Source organism: Bradyrhizobium sp. WSM4873 (assembly GCF_055811355.1).
Map to the genome: position 1 here is coordinate 40,261 of NZ_JBVVPS010000007.1, position 23,180 is coordinate 63,440.

Here is a 23,180-nt window from a genome sequence, read left to right on the forward strand (position 1 = left end):
TTACTTACTCTCGGCGATCGCGTCCCGGCAGTTCTGGAGCGTCTGCTCTTGCGTCCCGGATGCATCGATGGTCGCCCAATCGACATGGCCGATATTATAGTGCTCTTGCAGCGCGGCAACCTCTTGCGTGGCGTCGGATGCGTCGCCCCGGCGGCCTCCGATCCGCGCCTGCCGGGTCGCGAGATCCGCAACCAGAAATAGGCCGCTTAGCGGCACGTTGCGCTCGCGCGCCAGTGCGGCGACCGCGTCTCGTTCGTTCTCGCGGGCGAACACGCCGTCGATGACCGCTGAATGGCCTTGCGCCAGCACCCGCCCGGCGTGCTGAGCCAACATGTCGTAAACCCGGGCCGTGACCTCCGGCGTGTATGCGGATGCCGGCAGCCGGTACGTGTCCTCGACCCCGAACATCTGCTTGCGGACGAGGTCGCTGCGCAGCACGACGGCGCCCGGCTGCGGCGCAACCTCCGGCGCGAGCGCGCGTGCCAAAATCGTCTTTCCTGTGCCTGACAATCCGCCGGCTGCTATCAGCCGGGGCGCGGGCGGCTGGATCAGCGCACGGGCGAGGCCAAAATAGCGCCGTGCCCCGTCGAGAATGCCGGAATCATCGGAATGCGGCGGCTTTAACCGAGCCAGCGCGACCTGGGCACGGATTGCCGCCCGCATGGACATGAACAGCGGTAGTGCGGAGAGCGCGTCGAGATTTTCGACCGAAGTCGCGGCGAGATAGCGGTTCAGCACGATATTGGCCGCGCGCGGTTGATCGTGGTGCAACAGGTCCATCAACGTGAATGCGAGATCGTAGAGCACGTCGGTGGTTGCGATTTGGGCGTCGAACTCGATGGCGTCGAACAGCACCGGCTGCTCGTCGATCGACACGATGTTCGCAAGATGCAGGTCGCCATGGCAGCGGCGCACGAAGCCTTGACGGCCGCGCTCTTCGAGCAAAGGCCGGAGGCGGAGGAACATTGCGAGCGAGTCCCTGCCGAGCTGCGCGATCTCTTCGCCTTCGAAATGATTGCCAGTCCGCAGGCCATTGCTGTTGCCATCGATCAGGCCGGGAATGGAGGAAACCCATGCATATCCGTCGGCGCGAACAGCCTGCGCATGCGAAGCCGCGATCGCGTCGGCGACAGCCGAGGCAAAAGTGTCATCCAGCGCTCCGGCCTTGGCCAGATGATCGAGCGTCCGGCTTTCGTCGAAGCGCAACATCTCGACCGCATACTCGATCGGCCGGCCGCTTCCGTCGACCTTCACCGATCCATCGGCCTCTTCCGTGATCGCGACGACGCGGTGATAGATCTGCGGCGCCAGCGGCCGGTTGATCCTGATCTCCTCCTCGCACGCCGTCCTGCGCTTCTCGAGCGTCGAATAATCGAGGAACGGAAATTTCACGGCGCGCTTGATTTTCAAAGCGCGTCTGCCTTCGAGGAAGACCGAAGCTGCGTGCGTATCGATCCGCCTCACGTTCGGATGCCCAGCGGAATTGGTGAGCGCCGCAAAGATCCGGTCCTGGGTCGCAGAATCGCCTGTCATTCCAGCTGGTACGTCCAGATGCGTTCGGAGGCGGCTCCCCCCGTGATCAGGGTAATCCATAGAAGCAGATCGCGGCCAGTCCTTGACTTCGGTCAACGCCTGTCTCCCTCCGACCGATCGGAGTTCCCGGGCTTGACGAGGATCAAGCGTCCCGACCAAAGCCGACCTATTCTGGTGGCCAAGGAGAATCCCGATGCCGATCAAGGACGTCTTTCTGCCGCTCGTTGGCCAGCCACGCGGCCCGGCCCTTGCTGCAATCGAGAAATGCGTGGCCGTTGCCGCCGACCTCGGCGCCAGGATCACCGCGCTGGCACTCGAAGAGGATGTTTTCGTGCGGCCGAAGGTGCTGCTCCCCGATGCGGCCGAGGCAAACGGGGCGCTTGCGGCGGGCGACAGTCAGCACCTCCTGGATGCGTTTACCCGTGCAACCTCCCGCACCGGCATCCGGGCTCAAAGCCGGTCGGCCAAGGTGCCGGCAGACCAGATCGCGTCAGTCCTGGCCGAGCATGGGCGCTTCAGCGATCTCACCCTAGTCCCCGTGAAGCCGCACGACAGCCGAACCGAGCACATCATCGAGACGCTGCTGTTCGAATCCGGGCGTCCGGTGCTGCTCTGCCCGGAGCAGCATGTGAACGAACTGCGACCGGAATTCGAGAACGTCATGATCGCCTGGGATCACTCAGCGCGTGCGGCGCGTGCGGTCGGCGACGCGCTGCCTATCCTTCAGGCAGCAGCCCTAGTCCGCGTGGTGACCGTGGCGGACGACAAGTCCGAGGCGATCGTGCAATCCGGGACGGCTCTGGTCGATCACTTGAGGGAACACGGGGTCTACGCCTCGTTCGAAACCGCGATGGGCAACGGCAGTTCGATTGGCAAAGTGCTCGGAAGCTCGGCGATTTCCCATGCCATCGATGCGATCGTGATGGGCGCCTACCATCATTCGCGCCTGAACGAGATCGTTTGGGGCGGTGTGACAAAGACCGTCATTGGCGAGCCACCGTGCTGGGTTATGCTCTCGTACTAGGCGGGTGGCCAGTTTATCGGCCTGATCGTCAACCATCGGAACCGCCACCGACCGGGCGCATTTGCTTTCATGTCAACTTATCGTCTGAAGAACCTGCTGTCGCCGCGTTCGGTCGCGCTCGTCGGTGCGAGCGCCCGCCCGGTCTCCGTTGGACGCGCCGTTCTGGAGAACATCCGCAAGGCTGGATTCACGGGACAGTTCGGCCTCGTCAATCCGCGCCATGCCGAGATCGGCGGCGTCGCGGCCGTGGGCAACCTCGATCAATTGCCGTTCGTGCCCGAGCTTGTGGTCATCACCGCGCCGGCGCGCGCGGTTCCCGGCATTGTCGATCAAGCCGGGCGGCGCGGCTCGGCGGGCGCTCTGATCGTCTCGGCCGGGCTCGGCCATGGACCGGGCTCCCTCCACGAGGCCGCCATCACTGCGGCCCGCAAATACGGCATGCGGCTGATCGGGCCGAACTGCCTGGGCATCATGATGCCCGGCGTGAGCCTCAATGCGAGTTTTGCCGCACACATGCCGGGGCCGGGGAATCTCGCGCTGATCTCGCAATCGGGCGCGATCGCGGCCGGCATGGTCGATTGGGCCGCGCAGCGCGGCGTCGGCTTCTCCGGCATCGTCTCGATCGGCGATCAAATCGACGTCGATATTGCCGATCTGCTCGACTATTTCGCGATGGATCACAAGACCCGCGCGATCCTGCTTTATATCGAGGCCATCAAGGACGCGCGCAAGTTCATGTCGGCCGCGCGTGCCGCGGCGCGTGTGAAGCCCGTTGTCGTGGTGAAGTCCGGCCGAATGGCGCAGGGCGCGAGGGCGGCTGCCACCCATACCGGGGCACTCGCGGGCGCCGACGCCGTCTATGACGCGGCGTTCCGCCGCGCGGGCGTCCTGCGGGTCTCCGATCTGCGCGAGCTGTTCGATTGCGCCGAGACGCTCGGCCGCGTCGAGTCGCCGGCGGGAAAGCGCCTCGCCATCCTGACCAATGGCGGCGGCATCGGTGTCCTCGCTATTGACCGGTTGGTCGAGCTCGGCGGCATTCCGGCGACCATCTCGGCGGACGCCCGCAAGAAACTCGATGACGCGCTGCCGCCGACCTGGTCCGGTGCAAACCCCGTCGACATCGTGGGCGACGCCGATGCGTCGCGCTATGCGGCGGCGCTGGAGGTGCTGCTCGCCGACACTGACAACGACGCGGTCCTCGTCCTCAACGTGCAGACCGCGATCGCCTCGGCTGCCGATATCGCAACGATGGTGACCGAACGCGTCAAGGCATATCGCGAAAAGCACCGCAGTTGGGCCAAGCCGGTGCTTGCCGCCTGGATTGGGGCAGACCAGAACATCATCGAAACACTATCCGGCGCAGGCATCCCGAACTATCCGACCGAGGATGACGCCGTGCGCGGCTTCATGTACCTCGTGAGGCATCGCGAAGTCGTGGAGGAGCTGAGCCAGGTTCCACCCGCAATGCCCGAGACTTTCGTGCCGGACGCACGTGCTGCGAAGCAGATCGTAGCTGCTGCCCTCGCAGACGGTCGCCAATGGCTCGAACCCGTCGAGATCAAGCACCTGCTCGAAGCGTACGATATCGCGATGGTGCCCACTTACGCTGCGGCCGATGTCGAGCAGGCGGTGGCCTACGCGGAAGAAATCTTCGCGCAAGGCGCCACGGTCGTGCTGAAAATCATGTCCCGCGACATCGTCCATAAATCCGATGTCGGTGGCGTCGTGCTCAATCTGACCACGCCCGACGCGGTGCGCGCCGCCGCCATCGACATTCTCGCCCGGGCAAGCAAGCTGCGTCCGCAGGCCCGCATCGAGGGCGTCATCGTGCAGGCGATGATCGTCAAGGCGAAGGCGCGCGAGTTGATCCTGGGCCTCGCCGACGATCCCACCTTCGGCACCGTCGTCGTGTTCGGCCGCGGCGGGACCGCGGTCGAGATCATCAACGACAAGGCGCTCGCGCTGCCGCCGCTCGATCTGCAACTGGCCCGCGACCTGATCGACCGCACGCGCGTGTCCCGGCTGCTTCGCGCTTACCGGGACGTGCCGGCAGTGAAGCCCGACGCCGTCGCCATGGTCCTGGTCAAGCTGGCGCAGATGGCCGCCGACATTCCCGAGATCCGCGAATTCGACATCAATCCGCTGCTGGCGGATGAAACCGGCGTGACCGCGGTCGACGCTCGCGTCGCGGTCGGGCCGCCGCAACGGAAGTTTGCCGGCTCCGGCGCCGCCAACTTCGCCGTTCGGGCCTATCCGTCGCAATGGGAGCGCCGCCTCAAGCTCAAGGAGGGCTGGCGGATCTTCGCGCGGCCCCTGCGTCCGGAGGACGAGCCGACCATCCACGCATTCCTGCGTCATGTCACGTCGCACGACCTTCGTCTGCGCTTCTTCGCGCCGATGAAGGAGTTCACCCACGAGTTCATCGCGCGCCTGACCCAGCTCGACTATGCGCGGGCGATGGCATTTATCGCATTCGACGAGGCGACCGGTGAGATGGTCGGCGTGGTCCGCCTCCATTCGGACTCGATCTACGAGAGCGGCGAATATGCGATCCTGCTGCGGTCCGATCTCAAGGGGAAGGGTCTGGGATGGGCCCTGATGCAGCTGATCATCGATTACGCGAGAGCCGAGGGGCTCAAAGCGATCTCAGGTGATGTTCTCAGGGAGAACACCACCATGCTCGAAATGTGCCGGCAGCTCGGCTTCGAGGTGAAGCCGGATCCCACTGAACCGGACATTTGCGACGTCAGGCTGAAACTCTGAGCGCTACCGTCAGGAGCGCGCTTCGGCCGAATTGGCCGCGGCGGAGTCCTTGGCCGTTCTCCGCAAAGTCTTGACCAGGACCGCAATCAGCGGCACCAGCACGGGCAAGATCGTGCTGAGCGGACGATGCACGGCGCCCGACACCTGGGCCTGGAATGTGCGTGCCTCGAGCTGAAGAGCTTCGATGGATGCGCCGTGAATCTCGTTGGCGAGTTCGATGTCGCGGCCCGAAGGCGGTCGGCCGGCAATCACAAAGAGAATGGCTGCGATGGCAAAATTGACGGCGCCGAGGATGGCGGCCGCGCCAATGGCAGTCCAGATCTGCACCAGTGCGAAATAGGCGGACAACTCCAGCATCAGGAGGCCGAACGCGGCGATCAGGGCCGCAAAGGCGCGCAGGCCGAGGCCGATCAGCAGGTGGCGCAGCCTGATATCCGCGATGATCCTGTCTGTACGCCAGAGCACACGCAGATGTTTGACGACATTTTCCGTGTTCACCTAGTGCCTCCGCAGCATGAATCCGACGACCACGCCGAGCGCGAAGGCCGAGGCAAGTGATGTGATCGGGCGGTCCGCAATGAGGCCCTGAAGCTGCTCCTGCTCCTCATCGACGGTCTCGCCGAGCTCGGCCTTGATCTGATCGGCAAGTGCCTCCGCACGGTCTTTCGAACTGTCGAACATCTCCTCGCCGGCCGTGCTCAGCAAGCGTGTGACGTCGACCTTCAGCGTGCGCAGTTCTTCGCTCATCCTGTCGCTGTCGAACATGGATCTGATTTCCCCTTTAATGGAATCAAACCTAGGACCCGCCGGCGCGAGCGCTCTTGATTTGCGTCAAGGAGGCAGACGCGTCGTGGTCTTGAGACAGGTCAAACCGGCTGCCACATGCCGGCCTAGAATGACCGGCTGAATGGGGACCCGGTTGTCCCGATGAGGTGGAAGCGTGAATTCCGAACCGCTGTTGCTGGCAACGCCCTCCGGCGAAGAGCTGAAATTGTGCCCGGAAGGGCCGTGGATTGCCGCGAACGTGTCGATGCTGGAGACATTGTCCCGATCGGTCGGGGCGGATGTCGATCGATCCAGAGCCGTGACGCTGGACATGTCAGGCGTCAGCGCGCTTGACACGCTCGGCGCCTGGGTCCTGGAAAAGCTGTCGCGCAGGGCTTCATCATCCGGTCGATCGGCCGAGTTTATCGGTGTCGCCGACCATTTCAGTGGCCTGATGGACGAGGTGCGTCAGGTCAACCGCCACACCCCGGCGCCGGCGCCCGCACCCAACCCTGTTCTGCTCAGGCTGAACGATCTCGGCAAGTCCACGGTCGGCGCGCGCGAAGACATCACGATCTTTCTTCAAATGCTGGGCGCGCTGTTCATGGCCCTGATCGGCGTGCTGCGCCGGCCGCGCTCGCTGCGACTGACATCGCTGATCTATCAGCTCTACCGCATCGGCTGGCAGGCCATCCCCATCGTCATGCTGATCACCTTCCTGATCGGCGCCATCATCGCCCAGCAGGGATTTTTCCATTTCCGCAGGTTCGGCGCGGAGTCCTACACCGTCGACATGGTCGGCATCCTGGTGCTGCGCGAGCTGGGCGTGCTGATCGTCGCCATCATGGTCGCCGGCCGCTCGGGAAGCGCCTACACCGCCGAGCTCGGCTCGATGAAGATGCGCGAGGAGATCGACGCGCTTTCGACCATGGGCCTCGATCCCGTCCACGTCCTGATCCTGCCGCGGGTTGCGGCCCTGGTCATCGCGCTGCCGATCCTTGCCTTCATCGGATCGATCGCCGCACTCTATGGCGGCGGCCTGGTCGCGCAGTTCTACGGCGGCATGGCGCCGGCGATCTATGTCGCGCGACTGCACGATGCGATCTCGGTCGCCCATTTCGAGGTGGGCATCCTGAAGGCGCCGTTCATGGCGCTGGTGATCGGAATAGTCGCCTGCAGCGAGGGCTTGCGCGTGAAGGGCAGCGCCGAGTCGCTGGGACGACAGACCACGATTTCGGTGGTCAAGTCGATCTTCCTGGTGATCGTGCTCGACGGCCTGTTCGCGATCTTCTTCGCCTCGATCGGGATGTGATCATGGGCGAATCGCAAGAACAGTTCGCGATCCGCGTCCGCGACCTCGTGGTCGGCTTCGGCCGTCAGACCGTGCTCGATCATCTGACGCTCGACGTGCGCCGGGGTGAGATCCTCGGGCTCGTGGGGGCGTCAGGTGGCGGCAAGTCGGTGCTGATGCGAACCATCATCGGCCTCATCCCGCGCCAAGGCGGGACCATCGAGGTTACGGGACGGCCAATCGGCGGCCGCACCGAAGGCGCGGCCACGACATGGGGGATTCTGTTCCAGCAGGGCGCACTTTTCTCCTCGCTGACGGTCCGGCAGAACATCCAGTTTCCGCTCCGTGAAAATCTCGTCCTGTCGCAGGAGCTGATGGACGAGATCGCGATCGCCAAGCTCGAAATGGTCGGGCTGCGGGCGCAGGACGCCGATAAATATCCGGCGGAGCTATCCGGCGGCATGACCAAGCGCGTCGCGCTGGCGCGCGCGCTCGCGCTCGATCCGCCGATCCTGTTCCTGGACGAGCCGACCTCGGGCCTCGATCCGATCGCGGCGGGTGATTTCGACGCGCTGATCGCGACCCTGCAAAAGACCCTCGGCTTCACCGTGTTCATGGTCACCCATGATCTGGCGAGCCTGACAACGGTCTGCGATCGGGTCGCCGCTCTTGCCGACGGCAAGATCGTGGCGATCGGTCCAATGCGCGAACTGCTGCAATCCGAGCATCCCTGGGTGCGCGCCTATTTCCATGGCAAGCGCTCGCAGATGCTGCAACACGAGATGAGATGAGACATGGAAACCCGCGCTCCCTACGTGCTGATCGGCAGTTTCGTCCTGGCCGCGGTCCTTGCGGTGTTCGGCTTCGTCTACTGGCTGAACAACACCGGCGGCATGGGGCCGCGCACGAGCTATCACGTGCAATTCCAGGGCCCGGTGCCCGGTCTCCTGGTCGGCGCCGGCGTACTGTTCAACGGCATCCGCGTCGGCGAGGTCACCCAACTCGGGCTTGCGCCGGACAATCCACGCTTCGTCAATGCGACGATATCGGTTGCTTCGACCACGCCGGTGCGCGCCGACAGCAGGGTCGGGCTCGATTTCCAGGGGCTGACCGGCGTGCCGGTGGTGACGTTGGAGGGGGGCATCATCGTCGCCAAATCCGGCGAGCCCCCGACCTTGATTGCCGAGGCCGGTGCGGGCCAGAGCATGATGCAGGCCGCGCGGGATGCACTGCGGCGGGTCGACACGGTGCTGGAGGACAATTCGGGCCCGCTGAAGGACACCATTGCCAATCTCAAGACCTTCTCGGATGGGCTGGCGCGCAACACCGGCAAGATCGACGGCATTTTGGCGGGCCTGGAGAAGATGACCGGCGGCGGAACGCCGGCGCAGAAAGTCACCTATGACCTGCGCACGCCGCAGAACCTCGGTCCTGCGACCAAGACGCTCGCGGCGTCGCTGGCCATTCCCGAGCCGACAGCGGTCGCCATGCTCCAGACCCAGCGCATGCTGTTCGCGCCTGGGGGCGATAATCCGGGCTTTGCGGACTTCCTCTGGGCTGACAGCATTCCCAAACTGGTGCAGGCGCGGCTGATCGACAGTTTCGAGAACTACGACATTGCCCATGCGCCGTTGCGCACGGCCGATATCGGGCAGGCGGACTATCAGCTGCTGATCGACATCAGGCGCTTCCGCATCGCCACCGAGGGAGAGACACGGGTCGAGATCGGCCTGTCGGCACGGATCGTCGACAAGAACGGCAAGGTGGTCGCCTCGCGTCTCATCGAGACCAGCGAAAAGCTCGACAAGGTCGAACCGGCCGCGGCGGTCGCGGCCTTCGATACGGCCTTCACGCGCATCGCGAAGGAGCTGATCGGCTGGACCGTGCAGGCGGTGTGAGGGCGGCTATTCCAGGGTCTTGAGGTAGGACAGGAGATCGTGGATCTGGTCCGGACTGAGCTCGAAGGCCGGCATGTCGGCGTGGCCGGTGTTGATGCCCTCGGCCAGCGCCTCCCCAAGGCTCTCGATGGGATAGCGCTGGTGCAGGGCCCGCAGCGGCGGTGCGATCTTGAGCGGACTGTTCGACGCACGGTCGATCGCGTGGCAGCGCGCGCAATTGGCTCGCGCAAAGGCCTTGCCGCGTTGTTCGGCGGTCGGGGCAGCCAGGGCAGGCGTCATCAGAAGCAACCCGATCAACCCGTGACGCAGCGTTCCTTGCAGCATGTAGAGTGGCCCCGATTAAGTCTGGGAGAAGAATAGGGCGGGGATTCCCTCCAAAATTGATCTGGGTCAACCGGCTTTGGCGCAGTGCAGTAAAATGCAGCCGCGCGACGGAATGGGCCTGATGGGCACCCGGCGCTTGGAGCGGTCGATGAAGCCCGTAGTCACGATTGAGCCGAACTGGCAGCTCTGCAGCGATTGCGCTGTCCGCGCATCGGCGGTTTGTTCGTCGCTGGATGCGGTCGAGCTTCGGGAATTCGAGCATCTCGGCCGGCGCGTCCATTTTTCCTCAGGCGAGACTGTGTTCTCCGAGGAGGACATCACGACCTCGTTCTACAATCTCGTTGAGGGCGTCATGCGGCTGTACAAGCTGCTGACCGACGGCCGCCGCCAGATCGTGGGCTTTGCCTTGCCCGGCGATTTCCTGGGGATGAATATTTCGGGCAGGCACAATTTTTCGGCCGATGCGATCGGCGCGGTGACCGTATGCCAGTTCGCTAAGGCACCCTTCGGCCGTTTCATCGAAGAGCGGCTGCACCTCCTCAGGCGGATCAATGAACTGGCAATTCGCGAGCTGAACCAGGCCCGGGACCACATGGTCCTGCTCGGCCGCCGTTCGGCGGACGAAAAGGTTGCGGCCTTTCTGCTCGGCTGGCGCGAGCGGCTGGTCTCGCTGAAGGGGGCGTCGGACACGGTTCCGCTTCCAATGAGCCGCCAGGACATCGCCGACTACCTCGGCCTGACCATCGAGACCGTCAGCCGCACCTTCACCAAGCTGGAGCGCCACGGCGTGATCGAGATCATTCATGGCGGGATCAGCCTGCTGGACGCGGCGAAGGTCGAGGCCCTGGCCGCAGCCTGATTCCGACGCAGCGCGGCTCGATTTTGATCGGGATCAATGCGTTCGGCCGCGTGCCTCAGATAATGCCTGAAACCACAGGGGAGGGCATCATGCCGGCTGACGCGTTGCTTATGAGCATCTTTGTCGTGGCAATCTTTGTCACATTCGCCGGGGCACTGGTCTGGGCAGACCGGCAAACCAGTCCAGGCCGGCTCAAGTCAGACGTCAAGCGTCCTAGCTCCTGAGAATCACGATCGCATTTTGCGGCGCCCGCGGCGCGGGCTATGCCGTCCGAACTTGGCACGGTTGGCAGCGCCTCAACGCAAGGCGGCGTGCGGCGCTTGCAACTCTGCATCGACCGGGACGCATTGGCTCATCCTGCGGCTGCCGGCTTCGCACCTGACCGCGGCATTTTCGCCGCGTTTGCCTCAAATCGAGAGCATGCTTTCCGGTTGAAAAACTGGGCTACACTGACTACGCAGGGACCCCAGTGCCTCGCAGTCTTAGGAGCCCAGTGGCGTGCCTCAGGACAAGACCGGCGACGACCCCCGACAAGCGGCGGGGAATAAATTATCGGTCCTGCGCAAGCACCCGATCTTTGCGGATCTGGAGCCGGAGGCGCTGGATCAGCTCTGCCGTTACGCCAAGCACACGACGGTGAAGCGCGGCGCGACGATCGCTGCCAAGGGCGATCCCGGCAACAATCTGTTCGCGGTGATCACAGGGACGGTGAAGATTTCCTCTTCGTCGCCCGACGGCCGCAACGCCATTCTCAATCTGATCGGTCCCGGAGAGATCTTCGGCGAAATCGCGGTGCTCGACGGCGCCCCGAGGTCGGCCGATGCGACCGCCAACACCAATTGCGAGCTCTACATCATCGATCGCCGGGACTTCCTGCCGTTCGTGAAGAGCCAGCCGGCGCTCGCAATGAAGTTCATCGAGCTGCTCTGCGCGCGCCTGCGCTGGACCAGCCAGCAGGTCGAGCAGGTGATCCTGCAAAATCTGCCGGGCCGGCTCGCGAGCGCGCTGCTCGGCCTCACCGAAGAGCGCAAGTTCGACTCCGGCAGCGGCACGCTCGCCATCACGCAGCAGGAGATCAGCGAGATGGTGGGGATGACGCGCGAGAGCATCAACAAGCAATTGCGCGCCTGGGCGGGCCGCAACTGGGTTCGCCTCGAGCACGGCGCCATCGTCGTGCTCGACATGGATGCCTTGCGCGAACTCGCCGAGAGCGGGCTCGACAGCTAGCTGTCGATGATCGCGACGGCGCGGGTCCAGCCCGCGGAGGCCCGCTCGATCTTCACCGGAAAGCACGAGACCGTGAACCCGGTCGAAGGCAGCTGGTCGAGATTATGCAGCTTCTCGAGATGACAATAGCCGATGTGCCGTCCCGCCTTGTGGCCTTCCCAGATCAGGCCGGCATCTTTCGTTTCGGCATATTTCTTCGCGGTGTGGACGAACGGCGCGTCCCAGCTCCAGCCGTCGGTGCCGGTCAGCCGCACGCCGCGTTCGAGCAGATACATGGTGGCCTCATAGCCCATGCCGCAGCCTGAGCTGACATAATCGGCTTGGCCGAACCTGGCGCCGGCGCCGGTGTTGACGACGACGATCTCCAGCGGCGACAGCGCATGCCCGATCCGGCTCAACTCCTTCTCGACGTCGTCGGCGCTCGCCACGTAACCGTCGGGGAGATGCCGGAAGTCGAGCTTCACGCCGGGCTGAAAGCACCATTCCAGCGGTACCTCGTCGATCGTCCATGACCGCTCGCCGCGATTCATGGTCGGATGGAAGTGCCAGGGCGCATCGAGATGCGTGCCGTTATGGGTCGACAGCGAGACCTGCTCGACGGCCCAGCCTTGGCCGTCCGGCAGGTCCTGTGCCGTGAGGCCCTCGAAGAACTGCAGCATCCGCGGCAGACCCTGCTGGTGATCGATGTACTGGATCGCCGGGTGATTGCCCGGCGGATCGGCCGTCACGTCGTTTCTGAGCGGCACGGAGATGTCGATCAGCTTCCGCGGCATGGGCATTCCTCGGGATGGTCGTTTTGTTTCGCAGCATCTTGAGGGGGCCGCACCGGCGTCGTCAAGCAACGCCCATGAACGCTTCGCGCGCCAGACGACCAGATGATTTCGGAAAAACTGGACGATGGGCCGGTTGTCTGCCCAAAGCCGGCTTGATCCATCGATGCAACTCTAGCATTGATCGATGCCGGATTTAGCTTGGACAGAGAATGCCGCGCGCCCTAGGGACGACAATGGCGCTTGACTTCACACCGGAAGTGGAGCGACCCAAGGCGGCCCGCAGCATCTGCCCAACGACATAATCAACTCAGGAGGAAGCTCAGATGAAGATACTTACCGGCGTCATCGCAGCCGCTCTGCTGGCGGTCTCAGCCCCCTTGGCGACCGCACGCGATTTCCGTTCCGCCGACATCCATCCCGCCGATTATCCGACCGTCGAGGCCGTCAAGTTCATGGGTAAGCAGCTCGCAGCGGCGAGCGGCGGCAAGCTTGGCGTCAAGGTGTTCCCCAATGGTGCGCTGGGCTCCGAGAAGGACACCATCGAGCAGCTCAAGATCGGCGCACTCGACATGATGCGGATCAACGCATCGCCCTTGAACAACTTCGTGCCGGAAACCATCGCGTTGTGCCTGCCCTTCATCTTCCGGGACACGCAGCACATGCGCACCGTTCTTGACGGGCCGATCGGCGACGAGATCCTGGCGGCCATGGCGCCCGCAGGCCTGATCGGCCTCGCCTATTACGACAGCGGCGCCCGGTCCATCTACACCGTCAAGGCACCGATCAAGTCGCTCGCGGACGTCAAGGGTCTGAAAATTCGCGTCCAGCAATCCGACCTGTGGGTCGGCATGATCCAGAGCCTCGGGGCCAATCCGACGCCGATGCCGTATGGCGAGGTCTATACCGCTCTCAAGACCGGTCTGGTGGACGCTGCCGAGAACAACTGGCCGTCTTACGAGTCCTCGCGCCACTTCGAGGCCGCCAAGTTCTACAACGTCACCGAGCACTCCCTGGCGCCCGAAGTTCTCGTGATGTCGAAGACGGTCTGGGACACGCTGAGCAAGGAAGACCAGGCGATGGTCCGCAAGGCGGCCAAGGAATCGGTGCCCGTCATGCGCAAGCTCTGGGACGAGCGCGAGCAGGCGTCCCGCAAGACCGTCGAAGCGGCCGGCGTTCAGGTCGTGACGATCGCCAACAAGGCGGAGTTCGTCGACGCGATGAAGCCGGTGTACGACAAGTTCGCGGGTGACGAGAAGCTGAAGAGCCTCGTCAAGCGTATCCAGGACACGAAGTAAGACCATAGCGTCGGTCCGGCGCACCGACTGGCGACGCCGGACCGACGCGTTGGAGGCGCGCAAGGAGACTTGCAAGGAGACTTGGATGACAGATCCTCACGTCGCAGACCACGAACTGGACGTAGCCGGACGCCCGTCCACCGGCTTGCTGTCCCGGATCAATGCTCCTGTCGCTCGGCTAGGGATGTATCTGTCGGTGACCGGGCTGCTCGTCATCGTCACGATCGTCTTCTACCAGGTGTTCGGACGCTACGTGCTCAATTCCAGCCCCACCTGGACGGAGAACCTTGCGTTGGTTCTGATCCTGTATGTCACGCTGATCGGCGCGGCTGTCGGCGTGCGCGATGCCGGACATATCGGCATGGACAGTTTGCTGGTGATGCTGCCGGATCACGCACGAGAGAAAATAGAACTTGTCATCCACGTCCTGGTCGCCGGGTTCGGCGTCGCGATGGCCTATAACGGCTGGATCCTCGGAGCGTCGGTCGGAACCGTGAAGATCCCGAATCTCGGGCTGCCCGAAGTCATCCGATACGTACCGCTGATCGCCGCCGGTGTCCTGATCGTCTCCTTTTCCATCGAGCACATCATCGCTCTCCTGCGCGGCGAAGAGGTCGTCCCCTCATGGAACTGATCATTCTCGGCGCCACTTTTTTCGGCTTCCTGGTCCTCGGCGTACCGGTCGCCTTCGCGATCGGCCTCTCGGCGATTTGCACCATCCTCTACGAAGGCCTGCCGGTCGCCGTCATCTTCCAGCAGATGATGTCGGGGATGAACATCTTCTCCTTCCTCGCCATCCCGTTCTTCGTCTTCAGCGGTGAGCTGATGCTGCATGGCGGCGTCGCCGACAAGATCGTGCAGCTCGCCAAGAATCTCGTCGGACACATCCGCGGGGGGCTCGGTATGTCGAACGTGGTCGCCTGCACGCTGTTCGGCGGCGTGTCCGGCTCGCCCGTGGCCGACGTGTCGGCGATGGGGGCCGTGATGATCCCCATGATGAAGAAAGAAGGGTTCGACACCGACTACGCCGTCAACGTCACAACCCATGCTTCGCTGGTCGGAGCACTGATGCCGACCAGTCACAACATGATCATCTATGCGCTCGCCGCCGGCGGCAAGGTCTCGATCGGCGCGCTGATCGCCGCCGGCCTCCTGCCGGCGCTGGTGCTGATGGTGTGCATGCTGGTCGCCGCTTACGCGGTCGCGGTGAAGCGCGGCTATCCGGCCGGCAAGTTCCCGGGCTGGCCCGCGGTTTTCCGTTCGTTCGCGGCCGCTCTGCCCGGCCTTCTGATCGTCGGCATCATCCTGGCGGGCATCCTGTCCGGCGTCTTCACGGCCACCGAATCCGCGGCCGTCGCGGTCACCTATACGATCTTGCTGACGTTCTTCATCTATCGCACCATGACCTTGCCGAATTTCCTGCGCGCTGCTGCCAAGGCGGTGAAGACGACGGGCGTGGTGCTGCTGCTGATCGGCGTCTCCACCATGTTCCAGTATCTGATGGGGCTTTACGAGGTGGCCGACTTCGCCGGCGAGATGATGAGCAGGGTCTCGACGCAGCCCTGGGTCATCTTCCTGCTCATCAACGTCATCCTTTTCGTGCTGGGCACGTTCATGGACATGGCGGCGACCATTCTGATCTGCACGCCCATCTTCCTGCCGATCGCGATGAAGGCGGGCATGGATCCGGTGCAGTTCGGGATGCTGATGCTGATCAACTGCGCGCTCGGGCTGAACACCCCGCCGGTCGGGACCACGCAGTTCGTAGGCTGCGCCATCGGCGGCATCTCGGTGGGCGCGGTGATGCGCACCATCCTGCCGTTCTACGCCGCCCTGATCGCAGCTCTGATGTTCGTGACCTACGTCCCCGCCTTCTCGCTGTGGCTGCCCCGCCTGCTGATGGGCTACAAGGGATAGCAGCAACGCAGGGAGAATCTATCCGTGACTGACTATCGCAAGCTCTTCGATCTCACCGGCAAAACGGCTGTGGTGCTGGGCGCTGCCTCGGGCATCGGCAAGTCGTCGGCCGAGGCGTTGGCCGGGCTTGGTGCCCGAATTGTCTGCGCCGATCGCGCGCTTGACGCCGCCGAAGCGACCGCCGCCGGCATTCGTGAGAAGGGCGGCTGGGCCGAGGCGGCTGGGTGCGACGCCGCGAGCGCTGCGGACGTCACTGCGCTGGCCAGGACCGTGATGCAGAAGTTTTCGCGGCTCGACATCGCGGTGACGACGCCCGGGCTCAACATCCGCAAGACCATCCTTGACTACACCGAGGAGGATCTCGACCGCGTCCTCAACCTCAACATCAAGGGCACGGTGTGGTTCTTCCAGGCGTTCGGCCGCATCATGGTCGAGCAGAAGGGCGGCAGCATCATCGCCTGCTCCTCGGTGCGCGCGGTGACCATCGAGCCGGGCCTCGGCGTCTACGGCTCGACCAAGGCGGCCATCGGCCTGCTGGTGAAGGGCTTTGCTTCGGAGGTTGGACGTTCCGGCGTGCGCGTCAACGCGATCGCGCCGAGTATCGCCGAGACCGCGCTGACCGGCCCATTCAAGCAGCGTCCGGACATCTACAATCTCTATGCCGGCCACACTGTGTTCAACCGCTGGAGCAGCGCCGACGAGGTCGCCACCGCCGTCGCCTATCTCGCCTCGGACGCCGCGAGCTATGTCAGCGGCAGCACGCTGTTCGTTGATGGCGGCTGGACCGCCGTCGACGGGCCGCCGACCGGCCTCACCCAGCTGCACAAATAAAGCTGGCTATCTAGCCGGTGAAGCCTGCGCGCTGGCGCAGATCCCTGCGGTCTGCGCCGGTCAGCAACGCGATCAGCGCGGCTGCCTCTTGGGGATGTGCGGCCCGCGTGGTCACTCCGGCCGTGTACATCGTCACGAGCTCGCAGCCTGGCGGCAGCGCTCCTGACAGCGCGATGCCGTCGGTTGCGATGATCTCGGTCGCTTGCGTGCAGCCGATCGGATGCGCGGCGGTGGACGCCGCAAGCTCCCGCATCGCGGTCGCGCCGTTGGGAAAGATCTTGAGGCGCGAAGCGACCTCATAGGCGATGCCGAGCTGATCCAGCACCTTTGCGACGTGCTGTCCCGCCGTCGAGGCTTTCGTATCAGGCACGTAGATCGCGTCGGCGCTGCGCAGCACCTCGCGCAGATCAGTCTCGGTCTTCACGGTCACCTTGGGATCGCGGCTGCGGACCGCCAGCGCGGTCTCAACCCGCCCGACATCCGAGATCGAGGAGGGGATGACGAGCGTCTCTTCGGCAAGCTTTGCAAGCAGCGCCTGCGTCAGGATGACGAGATCGGCCGGCGTTCCCGCGCGCAGCTTGTCGGCCATGATGCCGACCGCGCCGAACTCGCCGTCGATGCCGAAGCCGGTCTGCGTCTTGAAGGGATCGCTGAGGCCGCGCACCAGGCCTTGCGCCGCGCCCCCGCTCAAAATGCTCACTGTCGTCACGATGCAAGCTCCATGGCTGCAATGATCTTATCGCGGGTGATCGGCAGGTCTCGCATGCGCACGCCGAGGCAATCGCAAACGGCATTCGCGATCGCGGCCGTCACCGGGCCGTGGGCGGCCTCGCCGGCACCGACCGGTTCGATCTCCGGCCGCTGGACGATCTCGACATTCACCATTGGCACCTCGCTGAAAGTGAGGATCGGATAGTCGGTCCAGGACGTCGATGTGATGCGCGTGCGGTCGAAGCGGACGCGTTCCTTCAGCACCCAGCTCGTCGCCTGGATCGCGCCCCCCTCGATCTGGTTGATGACGCCGTCCGGGTTGATGGCCTCGCCGACATCGACCGCAAGCGTCAGCCGCTTGACGCGGATGTCATCAGTGCCTTCGATCTCGGCAATCGCGGCGCAATAGGCGCCCGTGTTCTTGTAGCGGGCGAAGCCGACGCCATGACCGATGCCGGACTGCTTCTGCGGTTTCCACTGCGCGCGTCGCGCCCCGGCGCGAATGACCTCCTTTGCCCGTTCGTCGCGCAGATGACGCAGGCGGAACGCGATTGGGTCTTCGCCGCGCAGGGCGGCGATCTCGTCGAGCAGGGACTCGATGGCGAACACATTGCCTTGTCCGCCAAGTGTCCGCAGCGCCGAGGTCCGCACCGGCATGGTCAGCAGCCGGTGGCTCGTGATCGTCCAGGCCTTGAGGTCGTAGAGCGGAACGGAGTTGCGGTCGCCGCCGCCGCCATTGGCCGCGGGCGGATTGGTCGAGATCATGCGCGGCCAGGGGTTCGTAATCTCGGTTGCGGCGAGCAGCGCGGGCTGCGCCGCGCGCCCCGGCCGCGCCGCGTGGCCGTTGCTCCAGATCGCATGGCGCCAACCGACGATCTCGTTGTCGGCATCGAGATCGGCTTCGATTTCGATCGCCATCGCCGCGCCGAACGGCGCGTAGGACATCTCGTCGTGGCGCGACCACTGCACCCGCACCGGACGGCCGCCGGCCCCTTTCGCCAGCAGCACGGCATCGAGCGCGACGTCATCGGCCGCGTTGTGTCCGTAGCAGCCCGCGCCCTCCATGTGCTCGACGACAATGCTTTCTGCCGGCAGCTTGAGCACGATCGCGAGATCGGCGCGCAGCAGGTAGACGCCCTGGCTGTGGGTCAAGACATGGACACGATCGTCGCCGGCCCATTGTGCCATGGCGCAGGACGGCGCGATCGAGGCATGCGCGATATAGGGACGGATGTATTGCCGGCGGAGGGTGCGAGCAGCTTTCTCTAGCGTTGCCGCAGTGGTCCTGGCGTCGATCACGGTGGTCTCGACCGGCTGGCTCTTCAGGAATCCGGTCAGATCATCTTCGTCGGGCAGCGGCTCGCCGGCCGACCATGTCGCGCCCCTGCGCAAGGCTTTCAGCGCGGCTTCCGCCGCGGCCTCGCTGTCGGCAACCACGCCGGCAAAGCCGCCGTCGCGGACGATCGCGATGAGGCCGGGAACAGCTCGCGTCGGCGTTTCGTCGAGCGCGATCAGCCTGGCGCCCGAGGTCTCCGGCCGCAGCACGCGTCCGTGCAGCAAGTCCGGCAGCGGACAGTCATGAATGAAGCGCGGCCGTGCGAACACCTTGTCGGGAATGTCGACGCGCTGGACCGAATGTCCGGCGACGGTGCGCTTGGCGACAATCTTCGCTGTCGCGCCCGCATTGGCGTCGTGGTCGAGCGACACGTCGCCTGCCAACTCCCAATAGCTGGTCCTGACATTGCCGGGGCCCGAGATCGTGCCGTCATGGATATCGAGCAGCGACGCATCGACACCGAGACGTTCGGATGCCGCGGTGAGGAAGCGCTGGCGGACCTCGGCACAGGCGTGGCGCAGCGCGCGGCCGGATTGCTGGACCGAAAGGCTGCCCGAGGTAACGCCCTCGTTCGGGCTCGCCGCCGTGGAGGCGCGGATCATCTCGATGCGGCCAATATCGACGTCGAGCTCGTCCGCTGCGATCTGCGCTAGCGCCGTGACAATGCCCTGGCCGATCTCGACCTTGCCGGGCGAGATCGCGACACGGCCTTCGCCGATGAGCTTCACCCAGGATGACAGCTTTGGATTGGCCGCAAGGCTGACCGGCAGTGTCGGGGCAGGCGACGGCGCACTCATGATGCCGCCATCTCCGCGGCCGCCCGCAGCACGGCGCGGACCATGCGGTTGTGCGATCCGCAGCGGCACAGATTGCGATCAAGCGCGGTTCTGACCTCAGCCTCCGTCGGCGACGGATTGCGCTTCAGCAGCGCCGCGGCGCTGATCAGGATTCCCGATACGCAATAGCCGCATTGCATCGCCTGTTCCGCGATAAAGGCACGTTGCAGCGGATGCGGCTGCTCCGCCGTGCCGAGGCCTTCCACCGTGACGACCTCCTTGTCCGCGACCGACCACATCGGCATGTCGCAGGAGGCCATCGCGCGATCGTCGACCATGACATGGCAGGCGCCGCACTCGCCGGCCCCGCAGCCGAAATGCGGACTTGTAACGCCGAGCCGTCCCCGCAGCACATCGAGCAGCGTCTGATCCGGATCAGTATCCAGGGCCGCCGCCGTGCCGTTGAGCTGGAATTGAATGGTAGGCATTGTCGCTCTACGGCCTCAAGACTTGTCGAACTTCTTGACCACGTCGGCCCATTTCTCGATGTCGCCGCGCAGGAATTTGTCGAATTCCTCCGGCGTCATTGACATCGGCACCGCGCCCTGCGCAGTCCAGAGCTTGATGATGTCGGGCCGCTTCACCATTGCGTTCACGGCGGCATTGAGCTTGTCGATCACGGGTTTCGGCGTGCCGGCTGGCGCCATCAGGCCAAGCCAGATCGTGGCTTCATAGCCTGCTATGCCCGCCTCGATCGCTGTCGGCACGCTCTGTAGCACCGCTGAGCGCTGCTTGCCGGTGGTCGCGAGCGCGCGGACCTGGTTCTCGCCGATGTTCGGCGCCATCGCCGGCACGGCGTCGATCATCATCTGCACCTGCCCGCCGATCACGCCGCTGCGCGCCTCGCCGCTGTTGCGATAGGGGACGTGGACAAGGTCGATGCCGGCCATGGCTTTGAACAGCTCGCCGGCCATGTGATAGGGCGTGCCCTGGCCGGAGGAGGCGTAGTTCAGCTTGCCCGGCTGCGACTTGGCGAGCGCGACGAACTCCTGCAGCGTCTTCGCTGCGACTTGCGGGTTCACCACGATGACGAGATCGGAAGAGTTCACCGGTGCGATCGGCGCGAGGTCGCGCATCAGCTCGTATTTGCGTTTATCCGGCGTCAGCAGGGATTCGTTCGCGGTCTGGGTGTTGGACATCATCAGCAGCGTGTAGCCGTCGGCGGGCGACTTCGCCGCTTCGACCGTGCCGATGACGCCGCCCGCGCCGGTGCGATTCTCGATCACGAAGGGCTGGCCAAAACTCTCCTGGAGCGCATTGCCGATCTGCCGGGCTGCGACATCGGCCGGACCGCCGGCGCCAAAGGGCACGACGATCCGGACCGCATGGTTGGGATAGTCCTGCGCCAGGGACGGGGCTGCGGAGAAGGCGCTGAGCAGGCCGGCAGCCAGCGCCAGCATGAATTGTCGGGCCGTCACACCCATCTCCCTGATGTCGTTCTTGTTGGCCGGCACTGTAGCGGCAGGGGAGGCGGACTGTCGACGCCTCACAAGACCGATGCTGCCTGGAATATCGGGTGGTTTTCGGTGTGGCGGCGCCGCTCTTCGCGGTCGCGGCAGGAACCGGCGGCGCGTGATTTGAGCAAATCGCATGGGCGTTGCCGGATAAATACCCTCGGCTGACAGGTATTTTGGTGTTACCAAATTGGACATGAACCAGCACGCCAAGATCGAAATCCGCCATTCGACCTGTCCGCATGATTGCCCGTCGGCCTGTGCCCTCGATATCGAGGTGGTCGAGGGACGCAGCATCGGTCGTGTCCGCGGTTCGAAAAAGCAGACCTATACGGCCGGCGTGGTCTGCGCCAAGGTCGCCCGCTATGCCGAGCGCATCCATCATCCCGAAAGGCTGATGTATCCGCTGCGCCGAACCGGGCCGAAGGGCTCCGGCCAATTCGCCCGGATCAGCTGGGACGAGGCGCTGGACGAGATCGCCGATCGCTTCAACCAGGCCGAGCGCGAATTCTGCGCGGAGTCAATCTGGCCCTATTATTACGCCGGCACGATGGGGCTGGTGATGCGCGACGGCCTCAACCGCCTCACGCATGTGAAGAAATATTCGCGATTCTATCAGACCATCTGCGCCAATGTCGGCCGCATCGGGTTCGCGATCGGCACCGGCAAGATCGCCGGTGTCGATCCGCGCGAAATGGCACTGTCCGATCTCGTCGTGATCTGGGGCACCAATCCCGTCAACACGCAGGTCAACGTGATGACGCACGCCGCCCGTGCGCGGAAGGAGCGTGGCGCCAAGATCGCAGCCGTCGACATCTACGACAACGAGACCATGAAGCAGGCGGATATCAAGATCATCCTGCGGCCCGGCACCGACGGCGCGTTCGCCTGCGGCGTGATGCATGTCCTGTTCCGCGACGGCTATGCCGATCGCGCCTATATGGACAAGTACACCGATTGCCCTGATGAGCTCGAGGCGCATCTGAAGACGCGCACGCCCGAATGGGCGTCCGCGATCTCAGGCGTGCCGGTGGCGGAGATCGAGGCTTTTGCGAAATTGGTCGGCGAGACCAAGCGGACCTTCTTCCGGCTCGGCTACGGCTTCACCCGCTCGCGCAACGGCGCGGCGCAGATGCATGCCGCGAACTGCATTCCGGCGGTAACAGGCGCCTGGCAGTATGAAGGCGGCGGCTCCTTCTTCAACAATTACGCGCTGTGGCACTTCAACGAATCCATCATCGAGGGTCACGACGCCATCGACCAGACCATCCGCGCGCTCGACCAGTCGCAGATCGGCCGCATCCTCACCGGCGATTCCAAGGCCCTGCACGGCAGGGGTCCGGTCAAGGCGATGCTGATCCAGAACACCAATCCGATGACAGTGGCGCCGGAGCAGGCACTGGTGCGGCAGGGTTTTGCGCGCGAGGATCTGTTCGTCGCCGTGCACGAGCAGTTCATGACCGAGACGGCCGAGATGGCCGACATCGTGCTGCCGGCGACGATGTTCATGGAGCATGACGATCTCTATTACGGCGGCGGTCACCAGCACATCTCGGTCGGCCCGAAGCTGATCGACCCGCCCGGAGAATGCCGCTCCAACCACGAGGTCTTGCAGGCGCTGGCGCCGCGGCTTGGCGCCAGCCATCCGGGGTTCGAGCTGACGCCGCGCGAGTTGATCGACGCGACGCTGAAGCTCAGCGACCACGGCGACATTGCCGGCCTCGAAGCCGACCTCTGGCGCGACCTGCAGCCGGACTTCCGCACCTCGCATTATCTCGACGGCTTCGCCCATGCCGACAGGAAATTCCATTTCAAGGCCGATTGGGCGCATCCGCCGTTCGGTCAGACGATGGGTGACTTCGACAAGATGCCGTCTCTGCCGGATCATTGGGCGGTGATCGAGCATTCCGACCAGGCCCATCCGTTCCGGCTTGCCACCAGCCCGTCGCGCAGCTTCCTCAACACCACCTTCAACGAGACGCCGTCCTCCCGGGCACGTGAGGGCAAGGCGAGCGTGATGATCCATCCCCTGGATGCGGCCGCGCTCAACATCGCCGACGGCGATGCCGTGACGCTCGGCAACACCCGCGGCGAGACCACGCTGATAGCCACGCTGTTCGAGGGCGTGCGGCGCGGCGTGCTGATCGCGGAGTCCGTTCATCCCAACAAGAACCATATCGGTGACCGCGGCATCAACATGCTGACGGGCGCGGACACCATTGCGCCGATTGGCGGCGCCGCATTCCACGACAACAAGGTCTGGATCAGGAAAGCGGTCGCGGCCTGAGCCGCGCACGCACTTCGATCACCTGCGAGTTTGTGTCGAGGCGCTAAAGCGGCGCC

The 23,180-nt window shown here is 64.5% G+C and carries 21 protein-coding genes; 12 read left to right on the forward strand and 9 right to left on the reverse strand.

Features of this window, described 5'->3' with window-relative positions; genetic code table 11:
- On the reverse strand, nt 1-1,533 hold the full coding sequence (locus AC0L21_RS12540; RefSeq protein WP_473261739.1) for a bifunctional aminoglycoside phosphotransferase/ATP-binding protein: 1,533 nt from the start codon (nt 1,531-1,533) through the stop codon (nt 1-3).
- A 193-nt stretch (nt 1,534-1,726) separates the two neighbouring features.
- On the opposite strand from AC0L21_RS12540, the gene AC0L21_RS12545 reads away from it, so the two are divergent.
- Together AC0L21_RS12545 and AC0L21_RS12550 are read left to right on the forward strand one after the other, a co-directional pair.
- The gene (locus AC0L21_RS12545) at nt 1,727-2,557 is read left to right on the forward strand and encodes a universal stress protein (RefSeq protein WP_473261741.1); all 831 of its coding nucleotides are present in this window, start codon (nt 1,727-1,729) and stop codon (nt 2,555-2,557) included.
- A 69-nt stretch (nt 2,558-2,626) separates the two neighbouring features.
- On the forward strand, nt 2,627-5,320 hold the full coding sequence (locus AC0L21_RS12550) for a bifunctional acetate--CoA ligase family protein/GNAT family N-acetyltransferase (RefSeq protein ID WP_473261743.1): 2,694 nt from the start codon (nt 2,627-2,629) through the stop codon (nt 5,318-5,320).
- 9 nt (nt 5,321-5,329) lie between these two features.
- Here AC0L21_RS12550 and AC0L21_RS12555 read toward each other — a convergent pair whose 3' ends face one another.
- Together AC0L21_RS12555 and AC0L21_RS12560 are read right to left on the reverse strand one after the other, a co-directional pair.
- Nucleotides 5,330-5,818 carry a phage holin family protein gene (locus AC0L21_RS12555; RefSeq protein ID WP_473261745.1) on the reverse strand — a complete coding sequence of 163 codons (489 nt, stop codon included), beginning with the start codon at nt 5,816-5,818 and terminating at the stop codon, nt 5,330-5,332.
- Complete coding sequence (locus AC0L21_RS12560) at nt 5,819-6,085, reverse strand: hypothetical protein (RefSeq protein ID WP_473261747.1); 267 nt, start codon at nt 6,083-6,085, stop codon at nt 5,819-5,821.
- Between the two features lie 175 nt (nt 6,086-6,260).
- Between AC0L21_RS12560 and AC0L21_RS12565 the strand changes: the two genes are divergently transcribed.
- Genes AC0L21_RS12565 through AC0L21_RS12575 form a run of 3 tightly spaced genes read left to right on the forward strand, consistent with a single transcriptional unit; the run spans nt 6,261 to nt 9,274 of the window.
- A complete protein-coding gene (locus AC0L21_RS12565; protein WP_473261749.1) occupies nt 6,261-7,397 on the forward strand; it encodes an MlaE family ABC transporter permease in 1,137 nt (378 codons plus the stop codon).
- A 2-nt stretch (nt 7,398-7,399) separates the two neighbouring features.
- On the forward strand, nt 7,400-8,167 hold the full coding sequence (locus tag AC0L21_RS12570; RefSeq protein ID WP_473261751.1) for an ABC transporter ATP-binding protein: 768 nt from the start codon (nt 7,400-7,402) through the stop codon (nt 8,165-8,167).
- Nucleotides 8,168-8,170: 3 nt separating this feature from the next.
- Nucleotides 8,171-9,274 carry an ABC-type transport auxiliary lipoprotein family protein gene (locus AC0L21_RS12575; protein WP_473261753.1) on the forward strand — a complete coding sequence of 368 codons (1,104 nt, stop codon included), beginning with the start codon at nt 8,171-8,173 and terminating at the stop codon, nt 9,272-9,274.
- 6 nt (nt 9,275-9,280) lie between these two features.
- On the opposite strand, the gene AC0L21_RS12580 is transcribed toward AC0L21_RS12575, so the two are convergent.
- Nucleotides 9,281-9,598 (reverse strand): c-type cytochrome, encoded by a 318-nt coding sequence (locus tag AC0L21_RS12580; RefSeq protein ID WP_473249519.1) that lies wholly within the window; start codon nt 9,596-9,598, stop codon nt 9,281-9,283.
- Between the two features lie 148 nt (nt 9,599-9,746).
- Between AC0L21_RS12580 and AC0L21_RS12585 the strand changes: the two genes are divergently transcribed.
- Together AC0L21_RS12585 and AC0L21_RS12590 are read left to right on the forward strand one after the other, a co-directional pair.
- On the forward strand, nt 9,747-10,457 hold the full coding sequence (locus tag AC0L21_RS12585; protein ID WP_473261755.1) for a helix-turn-helix domain-containing protein: 711 nt from the start codon (nt 9,747-9,749) through the stop codon (nt 10,455-10,457).
- A 498-nt stretch (nt 10,458-10,955) separates the two neighbouring features.
- Entirely contained in the window at nt 10,956-11,684 is a 729-nt protein-coding gene (locus tag AC0L21_RS12590) for a Crp/Fnr family transcriptional regulator (protein ID WP_007601607.1), read from the forward strand.
- Here AC0L21_RS12590 and AC0L21_RS12595 read toward each other — a convergent pair.
- Nucleotides 11,681-12,457: a cyclase family protein gene (locus AC0L21_RS12595; protein ID WP_473261757.1), complete on the reverse strand. Its 777-nt coding sequence runs from the start codon at nt 12,455-12,457 to the stop codon at nt 11,681-11,683. The two genes, AC0L21_RS12590 and AC0L21_RS12595, sit on opposite strands and share 4 nt — an antisense overlap.
- Before the next feature lie 323 nt (nt 12,458-12,780).
- Here AC0L21_RS12595 and AC0L21_RS12600 point away from each other — a divergent pair, with 323 nt between their 5' ends.
- From AC0L21_RS12600 to AC0L21_RS12615, 4 genes are all read left to right on the forward strand, one after another.
- Nucleotides 12,781-13,752: a TRAP transporter substrate-binding protein gene (locus AC0L21_RS12600; RefSeq protein ID WP_085349491.1), complete on the forward strand. Its 972-nt coding sequence runs from the start codon at nt 12,781-12,783 to the stop codon at nt 13,750-13,752.
- A gap of 85 nt (nt 13,753-13,837) precedes the next feature.
- The gene (locus AC0L21_RS12605) at nt 13,838-14,386 is read left to right on the forward strand and encodes a TRAP transporter small permease (protein WP_473261760.1); all 549 of its coding nucleotides are present in this window, start codon (nt 13,838-13,840) and stop codon (nt 14,384-14,386) included.
- Nucleotides 14,377-15,669 (forward strand): TRAP transporter large permease, encoded by a 1,293-nt coding sequence (locus AC0L21_RS12610; RefSeq protein WP_085349490.1) that lies wholly within the window; start codon nt 14,377-14,379, stop codon nt 15,667-15,669. The genes AC0L21_RS12605 and AC0L21_RS12610 overlap by 10 nt, the downstream gene beginning before the upstream one ends.
- Nucleotides 15,670-15,693: 24 nt before the next feature.
- A complete protein-coding gene (locus tag AC0L21_RS12615) occupies nt 15,694-16,500 on the forward strand; it encodes an SDR family NAD(P)-dependent oxidoreductase (protein ID WP_473261763.1) in 807 nt (268 codons plus the stop codon).
- A gap of 10 nt (nt 16,501-16,510) precedes the next feature.
- Here the strand turns inward: AC0L21_RS12615 and AC0L21_RS12620 are convergent, their stop codons facing one another.
- The 4 genes from AC0L21_RS12620 to AC0L21_RS12635 are packed head-to-tail and all read right to left on the reverse strand — an operon-like array spanning nt 16,511 to nt 20,807.
- The gene (locus tag AC0L21_RS12620; RefSeq protein WP_473261765.1) at nt 16,511-17,209 is read right to left on the reverse strand and encodes a molybdate ABC transporter substrate-binding protein; all 699 of its coding nucleotides are present in this window, start codon (nt 17,207-17,209) and stop codon (nt 16,511-16,513) included.
- Nucleotides 17,206-19,344: a xanthine dehydrogenase family protein molybdopterin-binding subunit gene (locus AC0L21_RS12625; protein WP_473261767.1), complete on the reverse strand. Its 2,139-nt coding sequence runs from the start codon at nt 19,342-19,344 to the stop codon at nt 17,206-17,208. The genes AC0L21_RS12620 and AC0L21_RS12625 overlap by 4 nt, the downstream gene beginning before the upstream one ends.
- Complete coding sequence (locus tag AC0L21_RS12630) at nt 19,341-19,811, reverse strand: (2Fe-2S)-binding protein (protein WP_473261770.1); 471 nt, start codon at nt 19,809-19,811, stop codon at nt 19,341-19,343. Before AC0L21_RS12630 ends, AC0L21_RS12625 begins: the two co-directional genes overlap by 4 nt.
- Before the next feature lie 15 nt (nt 19,812-19,826).
- Nucleotides 19,827-20,807 carry a tripartite tricarboxylate transporter substrate binding protein gene (locus AC0L21_RS12635; RefSeq protein WP_473261772.1) on the reverse strand — a complete coding sequence of 327 codons (981 nt, stop codon included), beginning with the start codon at nt 20,805-20,807 and terminating at the stop codon, nt 19,827-19,829.
- 226 nt (nt 20,808-21,033) lie between these two features.
- On the opposite strand from AC0L21_RS12635, the gene AC0L21_RS12640 reads away from it, so the two are divergent.
- Nucleotides 21,034-23,124: a molybdopterin oxidoreductase family protein gene (locus AC0L21_RS12640; RefSeq protein ID WP_473261774.1), complete on the forward strand. Its 2,091-nt coding sequence runs from the start codon at nt 21,034-21,036 to the stop codon at nt 23,122-23,124.
- Nucleotides 23,125-23,180 lie beyond the last annotated feature (56 nt).

What these genes read in the sequence shown, in the direction of transcription:
- AC0L21_RS12585 (WP_473261755.1), top strand. Translation starts at nt 9,747, where the DNA reads ATGAAGCCCGTAGTCACGATTGAGCCGAACTGGCAGCTCTGCAGCGAT.
- AC0L21_RS12570 (WP_473261751.1), top strand. Translation starts at nt 7,400, where the DNA reads ATGGGCGAATCGCAAGAACAGTTCGCGATCCGCGTCCGCGACCTCGTG.
- AC0L21_RS12600 (WP_085349491.1), top strand. Translation starts at nt 12,781, where the DNA reads ATGAAGATACTTACCGGCGTCATCGCAGCCGCTCTGCTGGCGGTCTCA.
- AC0L21_RS12625 (WP_473261767.1), bottom strand. Translation starts at nt 19,344, where the DNA reads ATGAGTGCGCCGTCGCCTGCCCCGACACTGCCGGTCAGCCTTGCGGCC.
- AC0L21_RS12540 (WP_473261739.1), bottom strand. Translation starts at nt 1,533, where the DNA reads ATGACAGGCGATTCTGCGACCCAGGACCGGATCTTTGCGGCGCTCACC.
- AC0L21_RS12605 (WP_473261760.1), top strand. Translation starts at nt 13,838, where the DNA reads ATGACAGATCCTCACGTCGCAGACCACGAACTGGACGTAGCCGGACGC.
- AC0L21_RS12580 (WP_473249519.1), bottom strand. Translation starts at nt 9,598, where the DNA reads ATGCTGCAAGGAACGCTGCGTCACGGGTTGATCGGGTTGCTTCTGATG.
- AC0L21_RS12560 (WP_473261747.1), bottom strand. Translation starts at nt 6,085, where the DNA reads ATGTTCGACAGCGACAGGATGAGCGAAGAACTGCGCACGCTGAAGGTC.
- AC0L21_RS12575 (WP_473261753.1), top strand. Translation starts at nt 8,171, where the DNA reads ATGGAAACCCGCGCTCCCTACGTGCTGATCGGCAGTTTCGTCCTGGCC.
- AC0L21_RS12640 (WP_473261774.1), top strand. Translation starts at nt 21,034, where the DNA reads ATGAACCAGCACGCCAAGATCGAAATCCGCCATTCGACCTGTCCGCAT.
- AC0L21_RS12635 (WP_473261772.1), bottom strand. Translation starts at nt 20,807, where the DNA reads ATGGGTGTGACGGCCCGACAATTCATGCTGGCGCTGGCTGCCGGCCTG.
- AC0L21_RS12595 (WP_473261757.1), bottom strand. Translation starts at nt 12,457, where the DNA reads ATGCCGCGGAAGCTGATCGACATCTCCGTGCCGCTCAGAAACGACGTG.
- AC0L21_RS12630 (WP_473261770.1), bottom strand. Translation starts at nt 19,811, where the DNA reads ATGCCTACCATTCAATTCCAGCTCAACGGCACGGCGGCGGCCCTGGAT.
- AC0L21_RS12610 (WP_085349490.1), top strand. Translation starts at nt 14,377, where the DNA reads ATGGAACTGATCATTCTCGGCGCCACTTTTTTCGGCTTCCTGGTCCTC.
- AC0L21_RS12545 (WP_473261741.1), top strand. Translation starts at nt 1,727, where the DNA reads ATGCCGATCAAGGACGTCTTTCTGCCGCTCGTTGGCCAGCCACGCGGC.
- AC0L21_RS12550 (WP_473261743.1), top strand. Translation starts at nt 2,627, where the DNA reads ATGTCAACTTATCGTCTGAAGAACCTGCTGTCGCCGCGTTCGGTCGCG.